At 69.2% G+C, this 22,466-nt stretch carries 14 protein-coding genes and 2 pseudogenes; 9 read left to right on the top strand and 7 right to left on the bottom strand.

Going from position 1 to position 22,466, the window contains the following annotated elements:
• Positions 1–99: 99 nt before the first annotated feature.
• On the bottom strand, positions 100–726 hold the full coding sequence (locus tag AC07DA_RS22485) for a hypothetical protein (RefSeq protein WP_479129949.1): 627 nt from the start codon (positions 724–726) through the stop codon (positions 100–102).
• A 104-nt stretch (positions 727–830) separates the two neighbouring features.
• Entirely contained in the window at positions 831–1,565 is a 735-nt protein-coding gene (locus tag AC07DA_RS22480) for a hypothetical protein (protein ID WP_479129948.1), read from the bottom strand.
• Positions 1,566–2,168: 603 nt separating this feature from the next.
• On the opposite strand from AC07DA_RS22480, the gene AC07DA_RS22475 reads away from it, so the two are divergent.
• The gene (locus AC07DA_RS22475; protein WP_479129947.1) at positions 2,169–3,317 is read left to right on the top strand and encodes an amidohydrolase family protein; all 1,149 of its coding nucleotides are present in this window, start codon (positions 2,169–2,171) and stop codon (positions 3,315–3,317) included.
• A 257-nt stretch (positions 3,318–3,574) separates the two neighbouring features.
• On the opposite strand, the gene AC07DA_RS22470 is transcribed toward AC07DA_RS22475, so the two are convergent.
• Positions 3,575–4,873, bottom strand: coding sequence for an MFS transporter (locus AC07DA_RS22470; RefSeq protein ID WP_479129945.1), 1,299 nt, complete (start codon positions 4,871–4,873; stop codon positions 3,575–3,577).
• Here AC07DA_RS22470 and AC07DA_RS22465 point away from each other — a divergent pair.
• The gene (locus tag AC07DA_RS22465; protein ID WP_479129944.1) at positions 4,872–5,330 is read left to right on the top strand and encodes a MerR family transcriptional regulator; all 459 of its coding nucleotides are present in this window, start codon (positions 4,872–4,874) and stop codon (positions 5,328–5,330) included. The two genes, AC07DA_RS22470 and AC07DA_RS22465, sit on opposite strands and share 2 nt — an antisense overlap.
• A 134-nt stretch (positions 5,331–5,464) precedes the next feature.
• On the opposite strand, the gene AC07DA_RS22460 is transcribed toward AC07DA_RS22465, so the two are convergent.
• Positions 5,465–6,604 carry a PucR-like N-terminal domain-containing protein gene (locus tag AC07DA_RS22460; protein ID WP_479129943.1) on the bottom strand — a complete coding sequence of 380 codons (1,140 nt, stop codon included), beginning with the start codon at positions 6,602–6,604 and terminating at the stop codon, positions 5,465–5,467.
• Positions 6,605–6,691: 87 nt separating this feature from the next.
• Here AC07DA_RS22460 and AC07DA_RS22455 point away from each other — a divergent pair, with 87 nt between their 5' ends.
• The 5 genes and pseudogenes from AC07DA_RS22455 to AC07DA_RS22435 all read left to right on the top strand — a co-directional run bounded on the left by AC07DA_RS22455 (position 6,692) and on the right by AC07DA_RS22435 (position 14,835).
• A complete protein-coding gene (locus AC07DA_RS22455; protein ID WP_479129942.1) occupies positions 6,692–7,747 on the top strand; it encodes a ferredoxin reductase in 1,056 nt (351 codons plus the stop codon).
• A gap of 7 nt (positions 7,748–7,754) precedes the next feature.
• Complete coding sequence (locus AC07DA_RS22450; RefSeq protein ID WP_479129941.1) at positions 7,755–8,873, top strand: fatty acid desaturase family protein; 1,119 nt, start codon at positions 7,755–7,757, stop codon at positions 8,871–8,873.
• Positions 8,874–9,359: 486 nt separating this feature from the next.
• A pseudogene (locus tag AC07DA_RS22445) lies at positions 9,360–10,190 on the top strand (nucleotidyltransferase domain-containing protein).
• A 727-nt stretch (positions 10,191–10,917) separates the two neighbouring features.
• Positions 10,918–13,230 carry a beta-L-arabinofuranosidase domain-containing protein gene (locus AC07DA_RS22440; RefSeq protein ID WP_479129940.1) on the top strand — a complete coding sequence of 771 codons (2,313 nt, stop codon included), beginning with the start codon at positions 10,918–10,920 and terminating at the stop codon, positions 13,228–13,230.
• A gap of 192 nt (positions 13,231–13,422) precedes the next feature.
• Positions 13,423–14,835 carry a non-reducing end alpha-L-arabinofuranosidase family hydrolase gene (locus AC07DA_RS22435; RefSeq protein ID WP_479129939.1) on the top strand — a complete coding sequence of 471 codons (1,413 nt, stop codon included), beginning with the start codon at positions 13,423–13,425 and terminating at the stop codon, positions 14,833–14,835.
• 366 nt (positions 14,836–15,201) lie between these two features.
• Here AC07DA_RS22435 and AC07DA_RS22430 read toward each other — a convergent pair whose 3' ends face one another.
• The gene (locus tag AC07DA_RS22430) at positions 15,202–17,853 is read right to left on the bottom strand and encodes an RICIN domain-containing protein (RefSeq protein ID WP_479129938.1); all 2,652 of its coding nucleotides are present in this window, start codon (positions 17,851–17,853) and stop codon (positions 15,202–15,204) included.
• Between the two features lie 396 nt (positions 17,854–18,249).
• On the opposite strand from AC07DA_RS22430, the gene AC07DA_RS22425 reads away from it, so the two are divergent.
• The gene (locus tag AC07DA_RS22425; protein WP_479129937.1) at positions 18,250–20,004 is read left to right on the top strand and encodes an ankyrin repeat domain-containing protein; all 1,755 of its coding nucleotides are present in this window, start codon (positions 18,250–18,252) and stop codon (positions 20,002–20,004) included.
• A 215-nt stretch (positions 20,005–20,219) separates the two neighbouring features.
• Here the strand turns inward: AC07DA_RS22425 and AC07DA_RS22420 are convergent, their stop codons facing one another.
• Complete coding sequence (locus AC07DA_RS22420) at positions 20,220–21,218, bottom strand: YdcF family protein (protein ID WP_479129936.1); 999 nt, start codon at positions 21,216–21,218, stop codon at positions 20,220–20,222.
• Positions 21,219–21,544: 326 nt separating this feature from the next.
• Here AC07DA_RS22420 and AC07DA_RS22415 point away from each other — a divergent pair, with 326 nt between their 5' ends.
• On the top strand, positions 21,545–22,006 hold the full coding sequence (locus AC07DA_RS22415; RefSeq protein WP_479129935.1) for an alpha/beta fold hydrolase: 462 nt from the start codon (positions 21,545–21,547) through the stop codon (positions 22,004–22,006).
• 5 nt (positions 22,007–22,011) lie between these two features.
• Here AC07DA_RS22415 and AC07DA_RS22410 read toward each other — a convergent pair.
• A pseudogene (locus tag AC07DA_RS22410) lies at positions 22,012–22,452 on the bottom strand (helix-turn-helix domain-containing protein); the annotation flags it as partial.
• Between the last annotated feature and the right edge of the window lie 14 nt (positions 22,453–22,466).

Below are 22,466 nucleotides of genomic sequence, written 5' to 3'. Positions count from 1 at the left end.
ACCAACCGACAGGCTGTATCCGCTGCGCGCCCCGAACGCCGTCGGCCTCGACGATGACGACGACGGCTGGCAGGAGTGTGAGCCGGGCCTGGACTACGGTCAGCCTCGGCGGCCACCCCACGAGGGCTGGGCAGCGCCGGGGTCCAGCTTTCGCCTTTCAGCGTGGAGGGGCCCCAATTCCGGGAGTTCGGAGAGGAGTTGTTTTCCCATGCTGTTGAGTCGAGGGCTTCCGTCGGAGTCGAGGCCGCGGGTGTAGCAGATGCGGACCTCGTCGTCGTAGCGAGGAACGGGGATGGGGTTCAACTCGGGGACGGCGTGGTAGCCGGCGATGCGTTCCAGGGCTCGTGCTTGGCCGTCACGGGTGCCGCTCGCGCCGATGAGCATCTGCAGGCCCAGGTACTCGGCCAGGGCAGCGACCAGCGCGCATTGGCGGAAAGCAAGTGTGGTGCTCCGGTGGTGGCGATCCAGAACCCATCCGCCGGACTCGGCGGTGTGTGCACGTGTAGTGCCCAGGCGGGCAAGCACGGCTTCCAGTTGCGTGGACCCGAGTAGCTGCTCGCAGAGTCCCGTGCGGGCAACCTCCAGGGGGAGCAGGCGAACACATCCCGCGATGCCGGTTCCTGTCAAGGTGACGATGTGATACGCGTCCAGATCCGCGGGATCTGGGTCGGCGAAGACGCCGTCGGGGGTACGGAAGCACGGGCGCCTGCCATCGTCGTAGAGCACGCGGGCGCGGAAGGCCCGAAGCTCGTCCAGCCATCCGACGGGCCGCCTGGGCGGGGGGTGCACGGTCCAGGTCACCGATGAGTCGCTGGGCCGGGGAGGGGAGCTCATCGGTGTGGGGCCGACGCGAGGTCCTGCGCCAAGGTCAGGCAGTCACGGAGGAAACCGGCGTAGCTGTCCAGGGCCTCGGTTCCTGCGGCGACGAGAGGCTTGAGGGCGTCGGGGTGGTCCTGGAGGAAAGCATCCATTTGCCGACGATTGAACTGGGTGTGTCCAACGTCGAGCCGGACATGGTCGACCAGGAAACTCAACGAACGCTGGACGTTCTCCCCCAGCACCTCGGTGAGCAGGGCCAGCGCACGGGGGCCGTGTTCGACCGAGAGGCGCTCGATCTCGTACTCGATGGCGATCTGCACGAAGGGGGTGGGCCCACTGATGGCGTCCTCGTGCAGCCGCTGGTAGCGCAGCACACTCTCCGGCAGCGGGGCAGCCAGCAGCGCCTCAGCGTCCAGGGGCGGCCTGCCCTCGCTGTTCCACACCGCGGTCAGGGCCCGCAGGTCCTCGATCATCATCAGGTGATGATCGGCCTCGGCCTGGGCGTGCTTCTGAAGCGCCTGGCCCAGCTCCGCATACCCGAGATCGATACACCGCTGGCCGGCTCGGCGGATCCACCCCTCGACGTGCTGCGTCATCCCTACGCCGTAGGCGGCGAAACACATCAGACCCAGATGCACTACGTCGGGGTTCAGCTGGGTACCCAGCAGCCGGTCCAGGCCCGACTCGGTCACGAAGCGGGCTCGCGCCGGGCGCATCTCCGCCTCATACCGCTGCACGGATTCCAAAGCGCCTCCCGTATCTCCAGAACAAAGCGAGCTAATGCGAGCACAGCCGGTCTCCGCGCCGGCCCCGTGGCCTTCCCGCCCGAGGCCTGACTGGGTGAGTGGGCCCATGACAGGACGCGGCCCCTTGCCGTTACAGCGGTTTCGATCCACCCGCGGAGCAGGGAACTACGTGGGCGCCCATCATGGCACTCCGCGACCAGGGACACCCTCGTTCGTGGCCGGAGAGTCTGATCGCCACTCGAAGGGGCGAACGCTGCGGTCACTGGCGCAAGCTGCCATCCTCCGACCAGGCCCCCAGGGGATGATTTTCTCCGGGGCGGTCCAGCGGTCAGCGGGAGCAGCGGATGGAGTTCGTGGTCGACTCGATCGAGGCCGGCGTGGAAGTCGTTCATCACCGTGCTCCGCGCGAGGCCACCCCCGGCACGGCGACTGCGCCTATGCCAAGGCATCCCGCCCGTTTTGCTTGAGGGCGTGGGATGTGCGAACTCCGATGCGGTGAATCCCGATCGGGTGGATTCTCGAGCATGTGGGCTGCCAGGCGGCCGTGGCGCGCTATGCCTTTTCGGCAAGGTCACCGTTCGAGGGAAGGGCCGCTGACAGCCGATGAACGTCTCTCCCACCCCGCGCCGGCCCCGCATCGGTGCGGCAGCCGGACGCTACGCCCGCCGGCGCCTCGCCATCGCAGTAGCCGCTCTGGCTGCCGCATCCGTGGCGGCCTCCCCTGCAGGAGCCGGCTCCGCCGCGGTCGCCGCGGACTGCTTCGACCGCAGGACGCAGCCTCATACCTCGCAGGTCGACGGTCACCTCCACTTCCGCCCCTTCGGCGGCAAGGCCATTCCCTTCGACGAGGTCGTCTCGTATCTGAGGAAGAGCGGTGTCCACCACGCGAACGTTTTCGGCATCGGCCAGAAACTGCCCGCCGACTCCGACTGCACCTACTACCTGGACTGCCCGGGTACGCCGGTACTGCCCAGTATCAAGAACGACGTCGTGAACGGTGAGAACTACCTGGAGTCGCAGCCCTCAGACCCGCATCTGACGCTGTCGATGACGTCCTTCGACGTGGCGAACCCGGAGTCCATTCCGACGGACCTGGCCATGTACGACGAGGAGTTCCCGGGGCTGTTCCGCTGGGGCGGCGAGCTCAACGTGGTCAAGGCGGCACTGTTCCACAACCATCACGAGCCAGCCACGCCCAAGGACATCAACAAGTGGGCGGACTTCATGGCAGTGCTGAGGAAACGGAGCATCCCCCTCACCCTCCACTCGGATCTGGGCAACGACCAGGAACCCACAAAATACCTGCACCTACTGGAGCGCGTGCTTGACCGCTACCCGCGCAACAAGATCGTGTGGGCGCACATGGGTCTGTCAAAGGAGCTTGCGACGATGGACCCGCACTCTCACATCGCCATCACCAAGCGCCTGCTCGACGAGCACCCGAACCTGACGCTGGACCTCAGCTGGCGTGTCCTCCACGACCAGTACTTCACCAAACCGGGGGTGCGCAGGCTGTACGCGAGGTTCCTCGACGCCCACCCCTCCCGGGCCATTCCGGGAACGGACTTCGTGGCGTCAGCCGACAAGAACTACGCCGTCTACAAGGAGGAGTTGGAGGTGACGAGCCGCATCAACAAAGACCTCGGTGACGAGGCCTTCCGCCGCATCGCCCTCGGGCAGAACTACTTCGACCTGCTGGGACTGAAAGAGCGTGCCCCGGATATCTGCCGGGCTCGGCCGGCCACCAGCTGAAGCTCGTGCGATGCCGTCACTGCTTGCGACAGGATGTACCGCGCGACGGTGTGAACACCACGGGGTGCGGTTGGGGAAGCGGACCCGGTGCCCGTGCAGGTAACGATCGGGGTCGGCCACGCCCATGGTGGTGCGCAGGAAGCGGGTTCTGCTCGTTGGGGCCCAGGCCGGCGAGTTTCCGTGCGACTTCTTGGCGATAGAGCGCAATCAGATCGAGTCCGCCTCGCCCTCAATCTGGCTCGCCGCGCCTTCCTTTCTCAGGCGGTGTCCTTTGCTCGCTCGGCGAGGGCGGGGGCGGGGGTGTGTGAGGGCTGATGCCGGCGTCGATGAACTCCGTAGAGCTTCAATGCGACGGTGCTGGTGGGGACGGTGAGGATCATCACTGCACCGCAGCTGACGAGGATGACGGGAGCACTGGTCCGGTCGAGGAGGAAGCCGCCGAGCGCCGCTCCGAGGGGTGAGGCCGTGAGGAGTACGGCGCTGCGGGCAGCCAGAACCGTGGTGAGCGAGCCGGCGGGCGCGCGGTCCTGGATCAGGGTGAAGGAGAGTGCGGAGTAGGGGCCGTAGACGAGTCCGGCGAAAGCGAAGCCGATCAGGGAAGGGAGGGCGGTGTGTGTGATGGCGAAGGGGAGCATCCCGACGCCGTGGCCCGCGATGATGCCGAGCATGGCCGGCCACAGGGGAAGCCGTCTGGCCGCGCCCAGCGCGAGAGCGCCGATGGCGGCTCCGATCCCGAACGCGGCCCAGTAGGCACCGAGCATCCCCGCGCCGGCGTCGAGGTCGTCGGAGACGAACAAGGGAAGGGCGACTTCGACGGGTCCGAAGGCGAGGTTGAACACCCAGGTGACGACGAGCAGGCCGAGGAGTTCCGGGTGACGCCGCAGAGTACTCAGCCCCTGCCGTGTGCCACCGGTCACCGGCCCCGAGGCCAGGGACCGGGGCAGGTTGATGCGGCCGGTTCGGAAAGCGAGCACGGCGAACGTGGCAGCGTCCAAGCCGATGATCCATACCGGGGACACCACTCCCACGAGCAGGCCCGCGAGAGCCGGGCCCGCGATCGTCGCGCTCCACAGACTGGTGCTGAGCACACTGTTGGCCGCCAGGCGCTGGTCATCGGGAAGCAGAGGAGCGAACAGGGCGTGCTTGCCGGCCTTGCCCCAGGCGTGAAGCAGCGAGGAGGCACCCAGGAGCCCGACGTACACGGCCGGTGTGAGTACTCCCGCCACGTGTGCGACCGGCACCGCCCCCAGCAGCACGGCTCGTAGAACGGAGTCGGTGACCAGGAGCCGTTGCGCGGGGAGCCTTCCCATCCATCGGCCCAGGAACAGTGCGCCCAGGGCGCCGGGCAGGACGTAGGCTGCGACAGCGATACCGACCAGCGTGCCTTGGCTGCCGTCGGGCCCAAGAGTGAGCGCGAGCCACGCGATGGCGACGACGGTCATGCCGTCGCCCAGGTCGGACAGCGCGAAGACCGGCATCAGCCGCCGAAAGGTACGGTCGGCGAACAGGGAGCGGTAGGGGCCGGGCATCGGGCGTCCCGGTGCTGCTGAGAACATGCAGATCACCGTCGTGCTTCAAGCACACTTGAAGTCAAGGCCGGATTCGGAAAGGGCGGGCATGCGATATCTGCCCATCAGTGAGATCGCGAACAGAGCCCGCGTGCGCGCTTCAGCACTGCGCTACTGGGAGGAGCGCGGTCTGCTGCCCGGCGCGCGTCGTGAAGGCGGACGTCGCGTGTGGCCCGCGGCCACCGTCCGCCGCGTCGCTCTGATCAGAATGGCACAACGGGCCGGCTTCACCCTCGCCGAGATCACGCAACTGCTGGCCGGTGACACCACACCATCCGCTACGCGCCAGTGGCGGGACATGGCCACGCGCAAGTTGCCCGAACTCGACCGGCACATCGCACAAGTCCAGGCCCTGCGGCAGGCGGTAGCGGACTGCCTGGAGTGCGGCTGCATGAATTTCGATCAGTGCGTACTACTCGACACGGGTGACCCCGGTTCTTGCTAGGCAGCGTACGGGCGACCCGGTCGGTCGTCCGGTTGACTGTCGGGAGGGAGCGTGGGGCCGTCGCGGAACCACGGTGACCCCAGGGGTGGGGCCGCATGAGCCAGCTGGTGGCGCCGAGAAAGAGGAACTACTCGTCAGTCGGCCCGAAGACCGACCGCGAGCATCAGTTCAAGGACGCGGTGTGGCGATGCGAGATCGGGAAACAGCTCCCGCAGCTGCGACATCCGGTACCGGACCGTCTGGGGGTGGATGAACAGCGCCGCCGCCACCTCGTCCCGCCTGCCCTGGTGCAGCAGCCACGCCCGCAGCGTCTCCTCCAGCCGCCGTGCCGTGGTGGCGGGCAGGGTCCGCAACGGTGCGAGGGCTCGGGCGCGCAGGTCCGCGAACGCGTCCGCGTCGGCGCTCAGGACCAGCTCGGGCAGGTGCTCCTCGGTGTCGCGGATATCAGCGGAGAGGGAGCGCGCGCGTGCGGCCCGTGCGTACGAGGCGGACACACGCGTCCACGGCCGGGCCGGGCCGGCCACGGCGGTGCGGTCGGTCAGCTGCCGCAACAGATGCGATCGGTCGGCGTCGGGAACGAGCAGCACGCCGGTGGCGTCCGGCAGATCGTCGAGGACGAGGGTGCTCGGGTCGAGCGTGCGGTAGGCGGGCCGGGCCTGGGCGGCGGGCAGCAGGACCGCGGTCAGCGAGACCGGAGGCTGCCAGCCCGCCCGTTGAGCAGAGGTCAGCAGCACGTCCGGGCTCGCGCCTGCCAGGAGGTCGCGGGCCAGGTGTTCCAGGTGGCGCTCGTGGGCCCTGCCCCGGGCGGCCAACTCGTCGGCGTGGCCCGCGGCGCTCGCGGCGGACAGCTCGTCGATGTAGGCGAAGGTCAGCTCGGCGAACTTGGCGACCTCGGCGGCGGGCAGACCCGCGGGTACGGCACCCGCCGCCAGGCACCGCCAGGCCACACGGGCACCGACGCGGTAGGCGCTGAGCAGCGCGTCCATCGAACGGCCGTCGCGCACCTCGCCGCGGCCCAGCTCGTAGGCCGCGTCACCGGCGTCGCCGCCTGTGGCGTTCCCGCTCGCGAGGTCCAGGTAGTGCCCCAGGGCGGTGCGGACGGCACGGCGGATGGTGGCACCCATGTGGCCCGACAGGGCGTTGGCGTAGGGAGGGACCTCGTCGATGATCGCCTGGACGACCTCGTCGGCAGTGCTCTTCAGCTCGGCCCGCAGCGCGGTGACGGTCGTCTCATCCAAGGCCAGCTCGCTGACCCTCCGGAGTGCATGGCTCACGTTTCTATCCCTAGCGAACAAATCGATCAACCAGATTCACGTCCTTCGGTCAGGACTTTACGCCTCAAGGCACAGCAAGCTGGAGTCATGACGAGTGCAGCCCTCCGCAGCAGGGCGTGGAAACTGCTGGAGATGGTCACGACGCCGCTCCTGCCGTCGGACTACCTCGACCTGGTCAGCCCGCTGCGTGCGGGCGCTGACCTGCGCGGGCGCATCGAGGCCGTGCACCCCGAGACGAGTGACGCCGCGACGATCGTGATCAGGCCGGGACGGGGCTGGCGCGGTCACAGAGCCGGTCAGTACGTGCGGATCGGGGTCGACGTCGACGGGGTGCGCCTGTGGCGTGCCTACTCCATCACCTCACCGGCGAACCGTCACGACGGCCGCGTCACGATCACCGTGAAGGCGATTCCGGACGGCAAAGTCAGCAACCACCTGGTCCGCAGGGTGAAACCGGGCACGCTGATCCAGCTCGACCAGCCGACCGGTGACTTCGTGCTGCCGCGGGCCAAGCCCGCCAAGGTGCTGTACCTGACGGCCGGCAGCGGCATCACGCCCGCGATGGGCATGTTGCGCGACACCGAGTTCGACGACGTCGTCATGGTCCACTGCGCGCCACGGCCGCAGGACGTGATCTTCCGCGACGAACTGCACGCCCTGGTCGCCGACAAGAAGCTGCGGCTCACCGAGGTGCACACCGACACGGACGGCATGCTCGACATCACCCGTCTCGGCGAACTCGTGCCCGACTGGGCCGAGCGCGAGACCTGGGCGTGCGGGCCCGCGGGCCTGCTCGACGCCGCCGAGAAGCACTGGAGCGAGCACGGCGTACCCGAGCGCCTGCACACCGAACGCTTCCGCCCCAGCGTGGTCGTCACCGGCGACGGCGGTGAGGTCACGTTCAGCGCCACCGGCAAGACCGTCGGCGCCGATGGTGCCACGCCGTTGCTGGACGTCGGCGAGGAGGCCGGCGTGCTCATGCCCTCCGGGTGCCGCATGGGCATCTGCTTCGGCTGCATCACGCCGCTCAAGGCGGGCGCCGTCCGCGACCTGCGCACCGGCGAGATCACCGAGGCCGAGCCGGGCGTCCTCATCCAGACCTGCGTGTCCGCCGCGGCGGGCCCCTGCGACATCGAACGGTAGGAACAGTTTGACCGCCATCGACCCCACCGCCCACCTGACCGCGGAGCAGATCGAGGAGCTCGGCCGCGAGCTGGACGCGATCCGCGACGAGGTGATCGCCAGTCGCGGCGAGAAAGACGCCGCGTACATCCGCAAGGTCATCTCGGCGCAGCGCAAGCTCGAACTGGTCAGCCGGGGCGTGCTGCTGTTCTCGATCTTCCCGCCCGCGTGGCTGATCGGCACCGCCGGTCTGTCCGTGGCGAAGATCATGGACAACATGGAGATCGGCCACAACATCCTGCACGGCCAGTGGGACTGGATGCGGGACCCGAAGATCCACTCCACCACCTGGGAATGGGATCACGTCTCGCCGGCCGACCAGTGGAAGCACTCGCACAACGAGCTGCACCACACGTACACCAACGTGATCGGCAAGGACAACGACCTCGGCTACGGCATCATGCGCGTCGACGAGGACCAGAAGTGGCACCCGTTCCACCTCGGCCAGCCACTGTGGAACTTCCTCAACGCCTGCTTCTTCGAGTACGGCATCGCCGCCTACGACCTGGAGCTCGGCAAGAACCTGAACAAGCGCCGCCGCAAGAACCCGGAGTTCCGCGCGCGGGCCAGGGCCGTCGGCCGCAAGATCCGCAAGCAGGTGCTCAAGGACTACGTGATCCACCCGCTGCTGTCGGGCCCGTCGTTCCTCCCGACGCTCGCCGCCACGTTCACCGCGAACCTGGTCCGCAACCTCTGGTCGCACTCGGTGATCATGTGCGGGCACTTCCCCGAGGGCGTGCAGGTCTTCGAGCGCCGGTCGATCAAGGGTGAGACGCGGGGCCAGTGGTACCTGCGCCAGATGATGGGCTCGGCGAACATCAGCGGCAGCAAGGCCATGCACTTCATGACCGGCAACCTCTCGCACCAGATCGAGCACCACCTGTTCCCGGACCTGCCGAGCAACCGGTACGCCGAGGTCGCGGTGAAGGTCCGTGCGCTGTTCGAGAAGTACGAGCTGGAGTACGTCACCGGGCCGCTGCCCCAGCAGGTGTTCTCCGCGTGGCGGAAGGTCTTCCGGCTCTCGCTGCCGAACAAGAAGCCCAGGATCACGACGCCGGACCGCGAGCACGAGCTCCTCGCGGCCTGATTCTCGGTATCGGTTCAGATCTTCCGGCCGTACCCGGCACCGCCGGGTACGGCACGACCCGGTGGCGGACGGTGGGTGACCGCGACATCGGACCGCACGATACGGGATCCGGGAAGCGCAGTGTCCGGCTAGCTGCCTGGACCTGCGCCAGGAGCTCATCGGCTGCATCATCGACGCCCGGAGAGCTGATTCCCGGATGTGAGCGGTCCGAGGTGCGTCATGGCCCGGCCAAGCCTGTCTCTTCGATGCGGTTGCTGCTATCTGTCAGTCGAACATGCCCGCATAGGGGTCCGGTTCGCCCTTCGCCGGTATCCGGGCCACCCTGACCTGCTTCCGCCGACTCGGCGGCTGAGCCGTCCCCTATGATCTGGATCATGGGCAACTTCTCCTGAGCGGGCCGCGACGGTCCACAGACATGTGCCCGGCAGGTGCCGGGCTCCGTCAGCGTGCCCGCACGCTCACCTTCAGGGGAGACACGACCACACCATGTCCGTTCACTCTGCCCGTTCCGCCTTGGACGACCGCATCGCACGCCTACGACAGCTCGCCCACGCCGACACCCGGCTGGAGGGCGTGCTGCTCTACGGCTCGTGGACCGTGGGCGAGGCCGACGCCCATTCCGACATCGAGGCATACCTCTACATCCAGGACGACCGCCTCGCCGACTTCGACGGCCCCGGCTTCCTGGCACAGCTCGCACCGCTCCAGCTCTCCTACACCAACATGTACGGCATCCTCGCCGTCGTCTTCGACGACCTGATGCGCGGCGAGTTCCACCTCGCCCCCGCCGGTCCCGGCATCGACGAAGTCCCCACCTGGCAAGGCATGGTGCACCTGCCCCGCCCCGACGACGCCGTCCTGCTCGACCGCACCGGCCGGCTCACCCAGGCCGCCCGGCAGCTGGCCACCTTCCAGCCGCCCGAGCCGGTGACCACTGCCCAGCAGCTCTCCAACGAGCTGACCAACTGGACCCTCATGCTCGCCCACGTCCTGGCCCGCGGGGAGATCGCCCGCGCCCACGCCCTGCTGCACACCGTCATCGCCCCCCAGCAACTCCAGCTCTGCCGCCTGTTGCGCAACAGCACAGCCCACTGGCTCACCCCCAGCCGCGGACTCGAACGGGACCTGCCCGACACAGACCGTCATCGCTACGTCGCCACCACAGCTGCCGCCCGCGACCAGGACGTGCGCACGGCGGCACGCAACAGCTGGCGCTGAAGCCGCGACCTGGCCTCCGAGGCCGCCGACCGCTGGGCCATTCACCTGCCGCACGAACTCCACGAACAGATCAGCAGCCGCCTGAACGACCCTCGCTGACCACCTCCGGCTGGGGTTACCGGACTCATCCGGTAGCCCCGGCCTGGCAGCCCGGCCGACGCACAGCGCCCGTTGAGATCACCTCCAAGAACCACCGTCTCCATACTGTCCGGTGGACGGCGACGCCGACGTACAGACTTGGATGGTGGTCCGACTGGCACCGACACCACTCGGTCGCAGCCCGACGCAGTCTGCCACTACCGACGGCGAAGTAGCGGCAAGCCCCATCGGGGGTCAGTTGCTGTCCTAGTACTTCAGGTGCGGTTTCGTGATCGCGGATAGCTCGGGTATCGAGACGGCGTCAGGAGGGACAGGGGTCCAGTTGCGGACCTGGTAGTGGTCGAGTCCGGCCTGGCCGGGCGCATGGTCCGTACCGCACGGGAATGGTGTCGGTTTCCGGCCACAGCCGTCATCCAGCTCATGCGCTGCTCACTTCCGCCCGAAGCTCCCATGTTTGACGCGACGTCAGGGCGGGAGGCGACAAAAACCCGCGAGTAGTCAAGTCTTCCGTGTCGCGAGACTAGACAGGAGCAACGTTCGTATCCGTTAATCCATCCCATGTGTCGCTCGACAGGGCTGATCGAAGCGAGACCTCGAAAGATGAGCACGTGACCGCCGCGTCCGACCGTCCGAACGCTCGACTGCTCGAACGCCCGACCTGTGAGCGAACGCACCGAGATCCAGGCAGTCCCCCCCCCCCAACCCCCCACCCACCGAAAGGTGCGAGATGGCTTCCTCCGTCAGCAGACGGCGCCTCCTGCAAGTCGCCGGGGCCGCGGCCGCCGCCTCTGCGACCGGGTCCTTCATCGGCTCATCGCCTGCCCGAGCGGCCGTCCCTCCCGTCAGGGCCGACATAGGGGTGTCCGCGCATCCCTTCGCACTCGGCCAGGTCCGGCTCACCGCGAGCCGCTGGCTGGACAACCAGGACCGTACGCGGAACTACCTGCGGTTCGTCGATGTCGACCGGCTGCTGTACAACTTCCGCGCCAACCACCGCCTGTCCACCAACGGCGCGACGGCGAACGGCGGTTGGGACGCGCCGACGTTCCCCTTCCGCACCCACGCCCAAGGGCACTTCCTTACGGCGTGGGCACAGCTCTACGCCGTCACCGGGGACACCGTCTGCCGGGACAAGGCAATCCAGATGGTGGCGGAGTTGGCCAAATGCCAGGCCAACAACAGTGCCGCCGGTTTCAGCGCCGGGTATCTCTCCGGCTACCCCGAGTCCGACTTCACCGCTCTCGAGCAGCGGACCCTGAGCAACGGCAACGTTCCGTACTACACGATCCACAAGACCCTGGCCGGCCTGCTGGACGTGTGGCGCCACATCGGCAGCACACAAGCCCGTGACGTCCTGCTCTCCTTGGCGGGGTGGGTCGACCGGCGCACCGGCCGGCTGAGCGGCCAGCAGATGCAGGCCATGCTGCAGACGGAGTTCGGCGGCATGAACACGGTGCTGACCGATCTCTACCAGCAGACAGGCGACGCGCGATGGCTCACAGTCGCCCAACGGTTCGACCACGCGGCGGTGTTCGACCCTCTGGCGGCCAACCAGGACCAGCTCAACGGACTGCACGCCAACACGCAGGTTCCCAAGTGGATCGGGGCCGCTCGGGAGTTCAAGGCCACCGGCACCACTCGGTACCGGGACATCGCCACCCGTGCCTGGAACTTCTGCGTCAACAACCACACTTATGCCATCGGCGGCAACAGCCAGGCGGAGCACTTCCGGGCCCCGAACGCCATCGCCGGCTACCTGAACAAGGACACGTGCGAAAGCTGCAACACCTTCAACATGCTCACCCTCACCCGGGAGCTGTTCGCGCTGGACCCGAGTCGGGCCGCCTTGTTCGACTACTACGAGCAGGCGTGGCTGAACCAGATGATCGGCCAGCAGAACCCGGCAGACGACCACGGCCACGTCACCTACTTCACCCCGCTCAACCCCGGAGGCCGGCGCGGTGTGGGCCCGGCGTGGGGCGGCGGCACGTGGAGCACCGACTACGGCACCTTCTGGTGCTGCCAGGGCACGGGCCTGGAGATGCACACGAGGTTGATGGACTCGGTCTACTACCGGAGTGACACCACGCTGATCGTGAACATGTTCGTGCCCTCGGTGCTCAACTGGTCGGAGCGCGGGATCACGGTCACCCAGACGACGGCCTATCCGGTGAGCGACACCACGACCCTGCGGGTCACCGGGAACGTCAGCGGCACCTGGGCGATGCGCGTCCGCATCCCCGGCTGGACCTCCGGGGCCGCCGTCAGCGTCAACGGCGTGGCGCAGAACATCACCACCACCCCCGGCAGTTACGCCACCTTGACCCGCTCCTGGACCTCGGGCGACACGGTCACCGTCCGCCTGCCCATGCGGGTCGTCATACGGGCGGCCAACGACGACGCGAACGTCGCCGCGATCACCTACGGCCCGGTGGTCCTGTCCGGCGACTACGGCGACGCCGCGCTCAACTCCCTGCCGAGGCTGGACACGTCCTCGATCAGACGCACGGGCAACACGTCGCTCGCCTTCACCGCGACGGCCAACGGCTCCACCGTCGGCCTGGGCCCGTTCCACGACGCGCACGGCCACAACTACACCGTCTACTGGAACACCAGCGGTACCGGAACCGTCCGGCTCGCCAACGCGGGCAGCGGTCTCGTGCTGGGCATCCAGAACATGTCCACGGCCGACGGCGGCCGCGCTCTGCAGTGGAACGACTCGGGCACCGCCGACCACGACTGGCACATGATCCCCGACGGAAACGGGTTCCGCTTCCGCAATGCCCACAGCGGCAAGGTGCTCGGTGTCCAGGACATGTCCACGGCGGACAACGCGACCGTGCTGCAGTGGGCGGACAACGGCACCGCCGACCACCGCTGGACGCTGCTCGACCAGGGAGACGGAACCTACAAGATCCGCAACGTGCACAGCGGCAAGTTGCTCGCCATCGCGAACACCTCCACCGCTGTGGGCGCCTTCGCGGTGCAGGCCTCGGACGACGGTACCGCCGACAACCGCTGGCGCATCGTACGGAACTGACAGCGCCCGGAGGCAGATGGTGATCACTTTTCCCACTCCCGCTTGCGCGACACTTCGACCATTGCTCGAAATACCGAACGTGGACGTTCGGCAGGACGAGGCGAACGCCAAGGTCGGGTCGTAGCGCATCAACGGTCCGGGCAGCCCCTGACGGGGGCGACCGGAACCGCTCACTCAAGGAATGAGACCTCCATGCGTACACGTAGTTTCAGGCCCAGGCATCTGTCCGTGGTAGTCGCGGCCCTGGTCGCCGCAGCGGCGACACTCGTCGTCAACCCGGCTCAGGCGGCCACCAGCGGCGCGCTGCGCGGCGCCGGTTCCGGCCGGTGTCTCGATGTGCCGAACGCCGGCCAGACGGACGGCACCAACCTGCAGATCTGGGACTGCACGGGCGGCACCAACCAGCAGTGGACACTGACGGACAACAACCAGCTGACCGTGTACGGCAACAAGTGCCTGGACGTACCCGGCCACGCCACCACGGCTGGTACGCGGGTGCAGATCTGGGCCTGCCACGGCGGTGCCAACCAGCAGTGGCGGGTGCACTCCGACGGCACGATCGTCGGGGTGGAGTCGGGGCTCTGCCTGGACGTCAGCGGCGGTGCCACGGGCAACGGCACGGCGGTACAGCTGTGGAACTGCCACGGCGGCAGCAACCAGAAGTGGACCGGTCTGTCCGCGCCGCCGGGCGAGACGTGCGCTCTTCCGTCGGCGTACCGGTGGTCGTCGACCGGCCCGTTGGCGCAGCCGTCGAACGGCTGGATCGCGCTGAAGGACTTCACCACCGTGCCATACAACGGCAAGCAGCTGGTCTACGCGACCACCTCTGACGGATCGTCGTGGGGCACGATGGCGTTCCGCCCCTTCACGAAGTGGTCGGACATGGCGACGGCCACCCAGACCGGGATGAGCCCGGGCTTGGCGGTGGCGCCCAAACTGTTCTACTTCGCGCCCAAGAACATCTGGGTGCTGACCTCCAACGGGTGGGGCACCGCCTGGCCCTTCACCTACCGCACGTCCAGCGACCCCACCGACCCCAACGGCTGGTCCGCCCCGCAGCCGCTGTTCACCGGCAGCCTCCCCGAGAGCGGTCCGATCGACCCGACCATGATCGCCGACGAGAAGAACATGTACATGTTCTTCGCCGATGACAACGGCAAGATCTACAAGTCGACCATGCCGATCGGGAACTTCCCGGGCAGCTTCGGCTCGTCGTACACCACGGTCATGAGCGACACGAAGGAGAAGCTGTTCGAGGCGCCGGAGGTCTACAAGGTCAAGGGCCAGAACCAGTACCTCATGATCGTCGAGGCGATGGGTGCGAACGGCCGCTACTTCCGCTCGTTCACCGCCACCAGCCTGAACGGACCGTGGACACTGCAGGCCGGCAGCGAGAGCAGCCCCTTCGCCGGCAAGGCCAACAGCGGCGCCACCTGGACCAACGACATCAGCCACGGCGACCTGGTCCGCACCAACCCCGACCAGACCATGACCATCGACCCCTGCAACCTGCAGTTCCTCTACCAGGGCAGGACCCCCGCGTCGGACGGCACCGACTACCTGAAACTGCCGTACCGGCCGGGTCTGCTCACCCTGCGACGCTGACCCGCGCGCACGCGATCACACACTCCTGACCGGCCGCTGAGGCCCGCAGAGCGGCTACCGCTCTGCGGGCCGGGAAGGAACCCCCGTGTCCCCCTGCACACACGGCTGCTGCGGCTCCACGCGGCCGCCGCGTTGACGGCGCGGCATCACCGGGGCCCAGGTGCGCCAGGCCACCGACGCGATGGTGTCCTCCGGATGAAGGAGGCGGGCTACCGGTACGTCGTCGCCGACGACTGCTGGTTCGGCCCCTGCTACCCGTAACCCGTGACCCGTCATCGCGTGGGCCGGCGTGACAGGTCGACGAAGCAGCTGGGGCGTGGTGGGGCCGCAGGCGGTAGTGCCTGCGGCCCCGCTCGGGTGTCGCGGTCAGGACGGGTCGCCGTACTGCAGGCCGCGTCCGTTGGTGCCGACGTAGACGCGGCCGTAGGTGTCGGGGTCGCCGGTGATGACGCCGACGCCGCCGATGGCGCCCCACTGGTGGGCGTTGTCGTTGACGCGGAGCCAGGTGGCGCCCTTGTCGGTGGAGCGGAAGACACCGGTGACGTCCTTGACGGTGCCGATCAGGTACAGCGCCTGGTACGCGGTGCCCGGCTTGGCCTTGCCGAAGCCGAGTGCCGCGGCGGACTGCACCGTCTTGAGCGTGGTGAAGGTGCGGCCGCCGTCGGTGGAGTGCAGCAGCCCCTTGGCGCCGCCGGCGAGCCACAGGTCTCCGGCGATCCCGGGCACCGCTGTGAGCCGCCCGGAGGGCAGGCCGGTGGCGCGAGCGGTGAAGGTCGCGCCACCGTCGGTGCTGGCGTAGAGCGTGCCGCCGGACAGTGAGTAGAAGGTCCTGGCCGAGGAGCGGTCGGCGACGACCACGGCGTCGTCGCCCAGGCCGACGGCCCTCGACCAGCTGGCTCCCCTGTCGGTCGAGCGGTACGGAGGCTGGCCGGCCTGTGTCCAGACGATGGTGGAACCGTCCGCCGCGAGCGCGACCCGCCCGTCCTGGGCGCCCGCCACCGGCTCCGCCTTGAAGCCCTTCCAGCTGCGGCCGCCGTCGGTGGAGTAGGCGCCGTCCTGCGCGCCGCCCCGGCCGACGCGGACCATGATCGAGGGCTTGGACTGGGCGAAGTCGATATCGGTGCTGTTGGTCATCAGCGGGTTCTTCAGCCGCCCGGAGGGCACCTTGGTCAGGGAGTCGTGCCGGAAGCCGCCCTGGTCGCCCATGGAGGTGATGACGGTGGCGCCGCCGGGAGGAGCGATCGCGTCCAGCAGCGCGGTCTCCTCCAGTCCGCGGGCGCCCATGCTCCAGTGGCTGGTGCCGCCGCTGTCGGACGCGTTGGCGTTCTTGCTGCGCAGGATGCCGTTGCCGGTGCCGTACAGCACGTGCCCGGAGTTGAAGGGGTCGATGGCCAGGGCGGTCATCCAGTGCCCGGTGTGGGTGCCGACGTAGGGAGCGGCGGAGGCGTTGCGCACCGACTTGTCGGACAGTGCCTTCCAGGTCGCGCCCCCGTCGGTGCTGCGGTAGATCTCGTCCTGGGGGTACCAGCGGCCGAGGGTGGTGACCATGACCGTGGAGGGCTTGCGCGGGTCGACGGCCAGACCGGAGAACCCGTAGTCGCCACTGGACGGGGAGATGTTCTTCCACGCACCGCGGGCCGGCGTGTACTTCCACACCGAGCCCCCCGTCACGCCGTTGGGGCCGAGGGCGTTGGTGTACGTCAGGTACAGCGAGCCGTCACCGGAGAGCACACCGTGCTGCGGCATCTGGCCGGTGGGCTGCCCGGGGACGGCCTGCCAGGTGCTGCCGCCGTCGGTGGAGCGGTACAGGGAGGTGGACTTGTCGTTGACGCCGACGTAGATCGTCCTGCTTCCGGCCGGGCCGTACGTCACGAAGGAGATGCCCCCGCCGCTGCCCGCCCCGTCCCTGACGGGGAACGAGGAGACCTGACGCCACGTCACGCCGAAGTCGGTGCTGCGCCACAGGCCGTTCTTGCGGGTGCCCAGCAGCAGGGTGCCGTGGTCGGCCGGGTCGACCACGAGCCGCTCGCCCGCCCCGCGTCCGTCCTCGTTGCCGCCCAGCTTGAACGGCAGATCGGTGCGCTTGAAGGTGCGGCCCCTGTCTGTGGAGCGCAGGATCGCGCCGTTGCCCGCCCACTCGTTGGTGTAGGTGCCCGCCCCGAGGTACAGGCGATTCGGGTCGACGGGGTCGGTGGCCACCGAGTCGATGCCCAGCAGGTTCCAGTCCTTCTCGCCGATCCAGTCGGTCAGCGGGAGCCACTGCTCGGCCCCCGTGTCCCAGCGGTAGGCGCCGCCCATGTCGGTGCGCGCGTACAGCAGGCCCTTCTCCCGCTGGTTGAACACCAGCCCGGTGACGTAACCGCCGCCCACCACCTGGGTGTTCTTCCACACGTACGGTCCTGCCGCGGCCGCGGTCCGCGCGGTCCCGGACCCGGACGCCGGGGTCCGGTCCGCCTTCACCAGCTTCCACTGCTGATGGGAGCCGCCCCGGCTCGGATTCTGGACGACCGCGGCTCCCCGGGCCGTGGAGCCCCCCGAGACGGCCAGGACCTGCCCGCTCCTGCGGGAGGTGAGAATGACGGCGCCGGAACCGCTCACCTCGCTGATCCGCCACTCCTGGGAAGTGGCGGGGCTGTCGGTCTGCTGCTCGGCGGCGGCCCCCTGAGCTCGGGAATTGCCCGCTATGCCCAGCACCTTGGCACTGTTGCGGTTCACCAGCTCGTAGGAGCCGTCACCCGTGGGCCGCAGCCTCCACTGCTGGTTGGCGGTGTTCTCGTCGGTCCACTGCTGGAGACGGGTGCCGTCGGCGGTGGAGAAGCCGTCGACGTCCAGCACCTTGCCGCTGCGCACGGAAACCAGCCGGTAGTAGGCGTCGTCGTCGACCGTCGCGGCCTGCGAGTCCTCCTGGGCGAACACGAGGTACGGCACGAGGACGGCGGGCACACCGAGCACCAGACCGGTGGCGGTCCAGCGGCGGCGGTGACGCCCGCGGCGCCCGCCGTTCGTGGGGTGGTTCATGGGGAGGCGTTCTCCTTGCAGGCTGTTCACGTGGAAATCCGGATCCCTGTGCCACTCCCCGCCACGGGAACCGGCCGGATCCGATTCCTTGTGGTCACAGGCCGCGCAAAGGGTTGCCGTGATCTTGGAACTCTGCTCGGGTCGCCTCGTGGTGCGGCGGGAGTTGTTCGGGCTGCCCTGGTCACCGGCAGATCGCGTGACACCCGGTGAACTCGCGCTCGTTCCGCAGGAGGTGACGGCTATCGGCGTTCTCCGCTTCTGGTGGGGCCGACGTCGCGCAGCTGCCGGAGGCTCCCTGACTCACGCCGGTCCGTGGGGACACTGCGGCCCGCAGATCCGCTCCAGCGCGCAAGAGGGCCTCCCGCTGTTGTCAGACCCCTCTGCCACGATCGGTGCATGGGATTCTTCGACGATCTGGTGGTGCCGGAAGAACCGGTCGCCCAGCGCACGGTACTGGTCCGGTTAGGCCCGCCGGCGGAGGACGCCGGGCGGTACGCGCCCCCGGTTGACTGGTTCGCTCCCGCGCTGCTGTCGCAGCTCGAGGTGCTCGGCTCCGGTCCGCACACGAAGGTGCTGCTTACCGGATGGTCCGTATGGCCGCAGGCAGCCACCCTGCATCTGGCGGTCTTCCGCAGGGCCCGTCAGGACAACGCGGCTGCGGGACGGCAGTCCGGGTTGCGGGTGGGCCTGCTGTTCTCCGACGGCCGCCGGGTGACCTCGCTGGACGGCACGATGGACCGCAGGGTGGAGTTCACCGGTTCGCAGGGACAGGTGACCGTGGCGTCGACGCCGCAAGCGGTCGGGCTGATCCCGTTGGATCCCGGCTTGCACCATCCCCGCCGGTCCCTCTTCAAGACCGACGTCGACCTGTATCTGGCGGAGCTTCCACCCACCGGAGAGGCTCAGCTGGTCGTGGAATGGCCGGACGAGGGGATCGCCGAGACCCGCACCTCGGTCGACGTGGCTGCCCTCCATGCCGCCTCGGCTCGGGCGATCGAAGTCTGGCCGGCGCTCGAGCCGCCGGATCCGTCCGAGCAGCCAGACACGTTCGGGTACCTGGAGGTGAGCGGACCGCCTGCCTTTCTGGCGCCACCCCTGACGCGGCACCAGCGCCAGATGCTGCGCCGCCAGGAGGAAGCCCGCAAGCGCTACGTGCCGCGGGCCGACTGGCAGCAACTGGGATACCAGGACTGGGCTGACGCGGCCCTCGTCCGTGCTCGGCTGGACGCAGGCGCACCGCCCGACGCCCGCGTCGGATGGCGTGGCACCACTCCCCTGCATCTGACTGCGGAGCAAGGGGCGGCGGAGGCGGTAGCCGCCCTGCTGTCGCATCGCGCGGAGGTCGACGCACGCGACGAGGACGGACACACGCCGCTGTGGTACGCCGCCTGCAGTGTGGACGCGGGCAGCGTCCAGGCATTGATCGACGCCGGGGCCGACGTGTGGACGCCGCAGACCGGGCCCTGGTCCCCCGGCCGGCTGCTGCTGACCACGTCGCTCGCGCCGCTCGTCGCGGATCTGCCCGGGGCGGTGGAGCTGCCCGCGGAGGAAGCCGCGGCGTTCACAGCGGCGGACACCCTCATCGCGGCCTTCGGTGAGCAGGAGCTGTGGACCGAAGGACTCGGCATTTGCTTCGTGCAGGGCCTGAGCGAGGACGAGGTGATCCGGCGGCTCGGCGCCGAGCCCGCGCAGTGCCCGGCAGCAGACTCCGAGCACGCGCCCTTCGATGTCATGGACTACGACGAGTCCCTCCGTTATGTGGGGGTGACGAGCGTGTCCGGGACTCCTGGCGGCTGCGCCATCACGCAGGGCGGCTATATGCCGAGCGACGACGCCGTTCTGCGGGCGCTATCGGCGGGCACCACCGCCTACGGCGTCTATTTCAATCCCAAGGGCGGGACGTTCGGCACCCTGGCCCGCGACGGCGAAGTCATCGCACACGAGGAGATAGGCCTCCCCCCGGAAGAGCACGACCCGGCCACGTACTGGCACTTCCGCTTCTGGCAGCGCCGGTCAGCGTTCCCGCACGATGCCGACACACTCGCCTACGCCTGTGCGGCGGCCGGACTGAGGATCCACGACGGCCAGGACATCATGGACAGCCGCGCCACCCGCCGCTGGGTGCCGCTGCCTGCGCACCTTCAGCGCTGAGCCCCTGAGCCGTGGACCGGGGAGGCGCACACGCCCGGAGCGGCAGGGGCGCCTCCCCAACCCCTGCGCGCGTGCAGGCCCGGCCACGGTCTGCCAGGGTCATTCGGCGCATCCCAGGAGCGCCAGACCGCCATCGCGCGCCCGAATACGAGGTCAACCCGCCTCCGGCGGCGAAGAGTCACGGTCTGCTCGTGAGGAGTGAAGCGGCCGGCGCGTCAGTGCCCGAAGACCGCCGTCGCCACCGGCACTGCCAGCAACAGGCTGAGTCCGACCAGGGGAAGGCGGTCCAGCCACAGGACGGCGGCGAATTCGCGCAGTGTCGCGGCCAGCCAGTAGGCGGAGGACGTCGGCGCGCCCACGACGTGCACGGGCACGCCGACGCGGCGGGCCAGCAGGGTCGTGCGGTAGACGTGGAAGCCGCTGGTGACCACCGTGGCACGATGGCCGGCCGTGGTGCCGTCCACGAGGGCCGCGCTGAAGCGGAGGTTCTCCCCGGTGTTGACCGAGCGGTCTTCCCGCACGATCCGGTCGGCGGGGACTCCGCGTCCGCGCAGAAAGTCGGCCATCGCGTCCGCCTCGGAGCGGACCTCGTCGTCGCCCTGGCCGCCCGAGACCACGAACACCACACGGGGTGTGTCCGGCGCGCGGGCGGCGTCGATGGCGAGGGCGCGCTCCAGCCTGCGGGTCAGCAGCGGGCCGGGCCGGTCGCCGGTGAGCCCTGCTCCCAGGACGACGACATGAGTGGTCCCCGGCAGGGGGGTGCTGCGGCCCCGGACGAACACGTAGCCGGCGAAGACGAGGAAGAGCAGAGTGAGGTATCCCGCGGTCGCGTTCAGCGCGACCAGGAGGGCACCGAACACCTCGCCGCCTAGCGCATGGTGGGCCGCGTTGAGGCCGAGCACCGCCAGCATCGCGCAGCCGGTGCCCCCGGTCGCCAGCAGAGCTGCCTGCGGTCCGTAGCGCCGGACCAGAAGGACACCGTCGGCGAGCAGCAGCAGCCCCAGCGCGAGCGCCAGGAGCAGCGCGGCGACGGCGAGGGCGGTGGCGATGGCCGGCTGGGCTGGCGCACTGCGAGCGGCCAGGCCGAGTCCGGCAGAGGTCACCGCGAGGCAGAACAGGACGGCGGTGGAGAACCGGTGCGGTGCCAACAGGGCGTTGACGAGGCCGCCCGCGGCGAACAAGGCCGCGGCAATGTACTCGGGGTACTCCGGCATGTGCCGCACCGCTCCGCTCTCCCGCCCACCGGGCCATGGCCCGTGCCCGTCCGTCTCTCGCCGCCCGCGCGTTCACGGACCCGGTTCGGACGGCTCCGGCCATCCTCCCAGACCTGCTGTGGTGTGCCGAACGCGGGCGGGCGTCACGGGCGGCGACCCGCATCACTGGGAAGGCCGCGCCCGGAGAACCAGTGAGACCGTCGCGCCGCACCCAGGCTGCGTGAGGAAGCGGGCCGGTGCTGCGCCGACCACGGGTCCCCCCGCCGGTCAGGCGGAGGCGAAGCGGGCGAGGTCGCGGTTGAAGCGCGCGTAGTCGTCGTAGAAGGGTGCGTGACCGGAGTCGGGGTAGACATCCGGGCGCGCACGGGCTCGGCCGAAGCGGCCTGTCCTGGCATCGGCGGATCGCACACCTGGCTGACCGCTTCCGCCTGGTCACCTTCGACATGCGGGGGCACGGCGCCTCCTCGGTGCCCGGCTCGCCCGACGCGTACGCGGACGGCGCGCGGTGGGCGGCCGGCATACGCAGCGTGCGCGAGGCCGCGGAACTCCGCCGGCCGACCCTGGTCGGCTGGTCCTTCGGCGCGCTGACCGTCGGCCGCTACCTGAAGCACTACGGCGCCCGGCACGTGCGGGGCATCGCGCTGACCGGCCCGGTCACCAAGTTCTCGCCGGACCTGCTGCAGTCGCCCAGGGCCTTGCAGCTCGGCTACGGCCTGGTAGGCGGGAAAGGAGTCGACGAAGCCTTCGGCAGACCATCGCGCCTTCGCGGAGCTCCGGGTTCTGGCTGATCTTTTCCGGCGTCGGGCGTCGGCGCGTGACTGGGCGGCATGCGGCCGATAGGCCCAGCGGGAGGCGTCCCCGCGCAGAGGAATGCCGTTGCGGCGTATCTCCCGTCTGATGGTGGAAGGGCTCCTGCCCAGCTCGGAGGCTATCTGCCGGATCGACGCCTTCTCCCGCAGCCGGTCGGCGATGTGGATGCGGTCGGCCTCGCGCAGATATCGCGACGGGCCGGCGGAGCTGAGAGGGCGGCGAACCGGCGGCGCACCGCGCGTGATTCCCGTGGCCTGGCGGCCGTGCGCCACCGTTTCCCGGTACGCCGGTTGATGCCGACGATCCGGCAGGCCGCCATGCTGCTGACGCCCTGGTCCATGAGCCGGAAGTATTCCTCCCGCTCACGGACCAGGGCCTTACGGCCTGGCGCCTGCCCCCGGTCCTCCCGGATCTCGAAGTCCATCGCATCCCCTGAGC

Source organism: Streptomyces sp. NPDC044921, from assembly GCF_056432865.1.
Note: the sequence above shows the minus strand (reverse complement) of the source record. Positions and strands in the feature narration are given on the sequence as shown.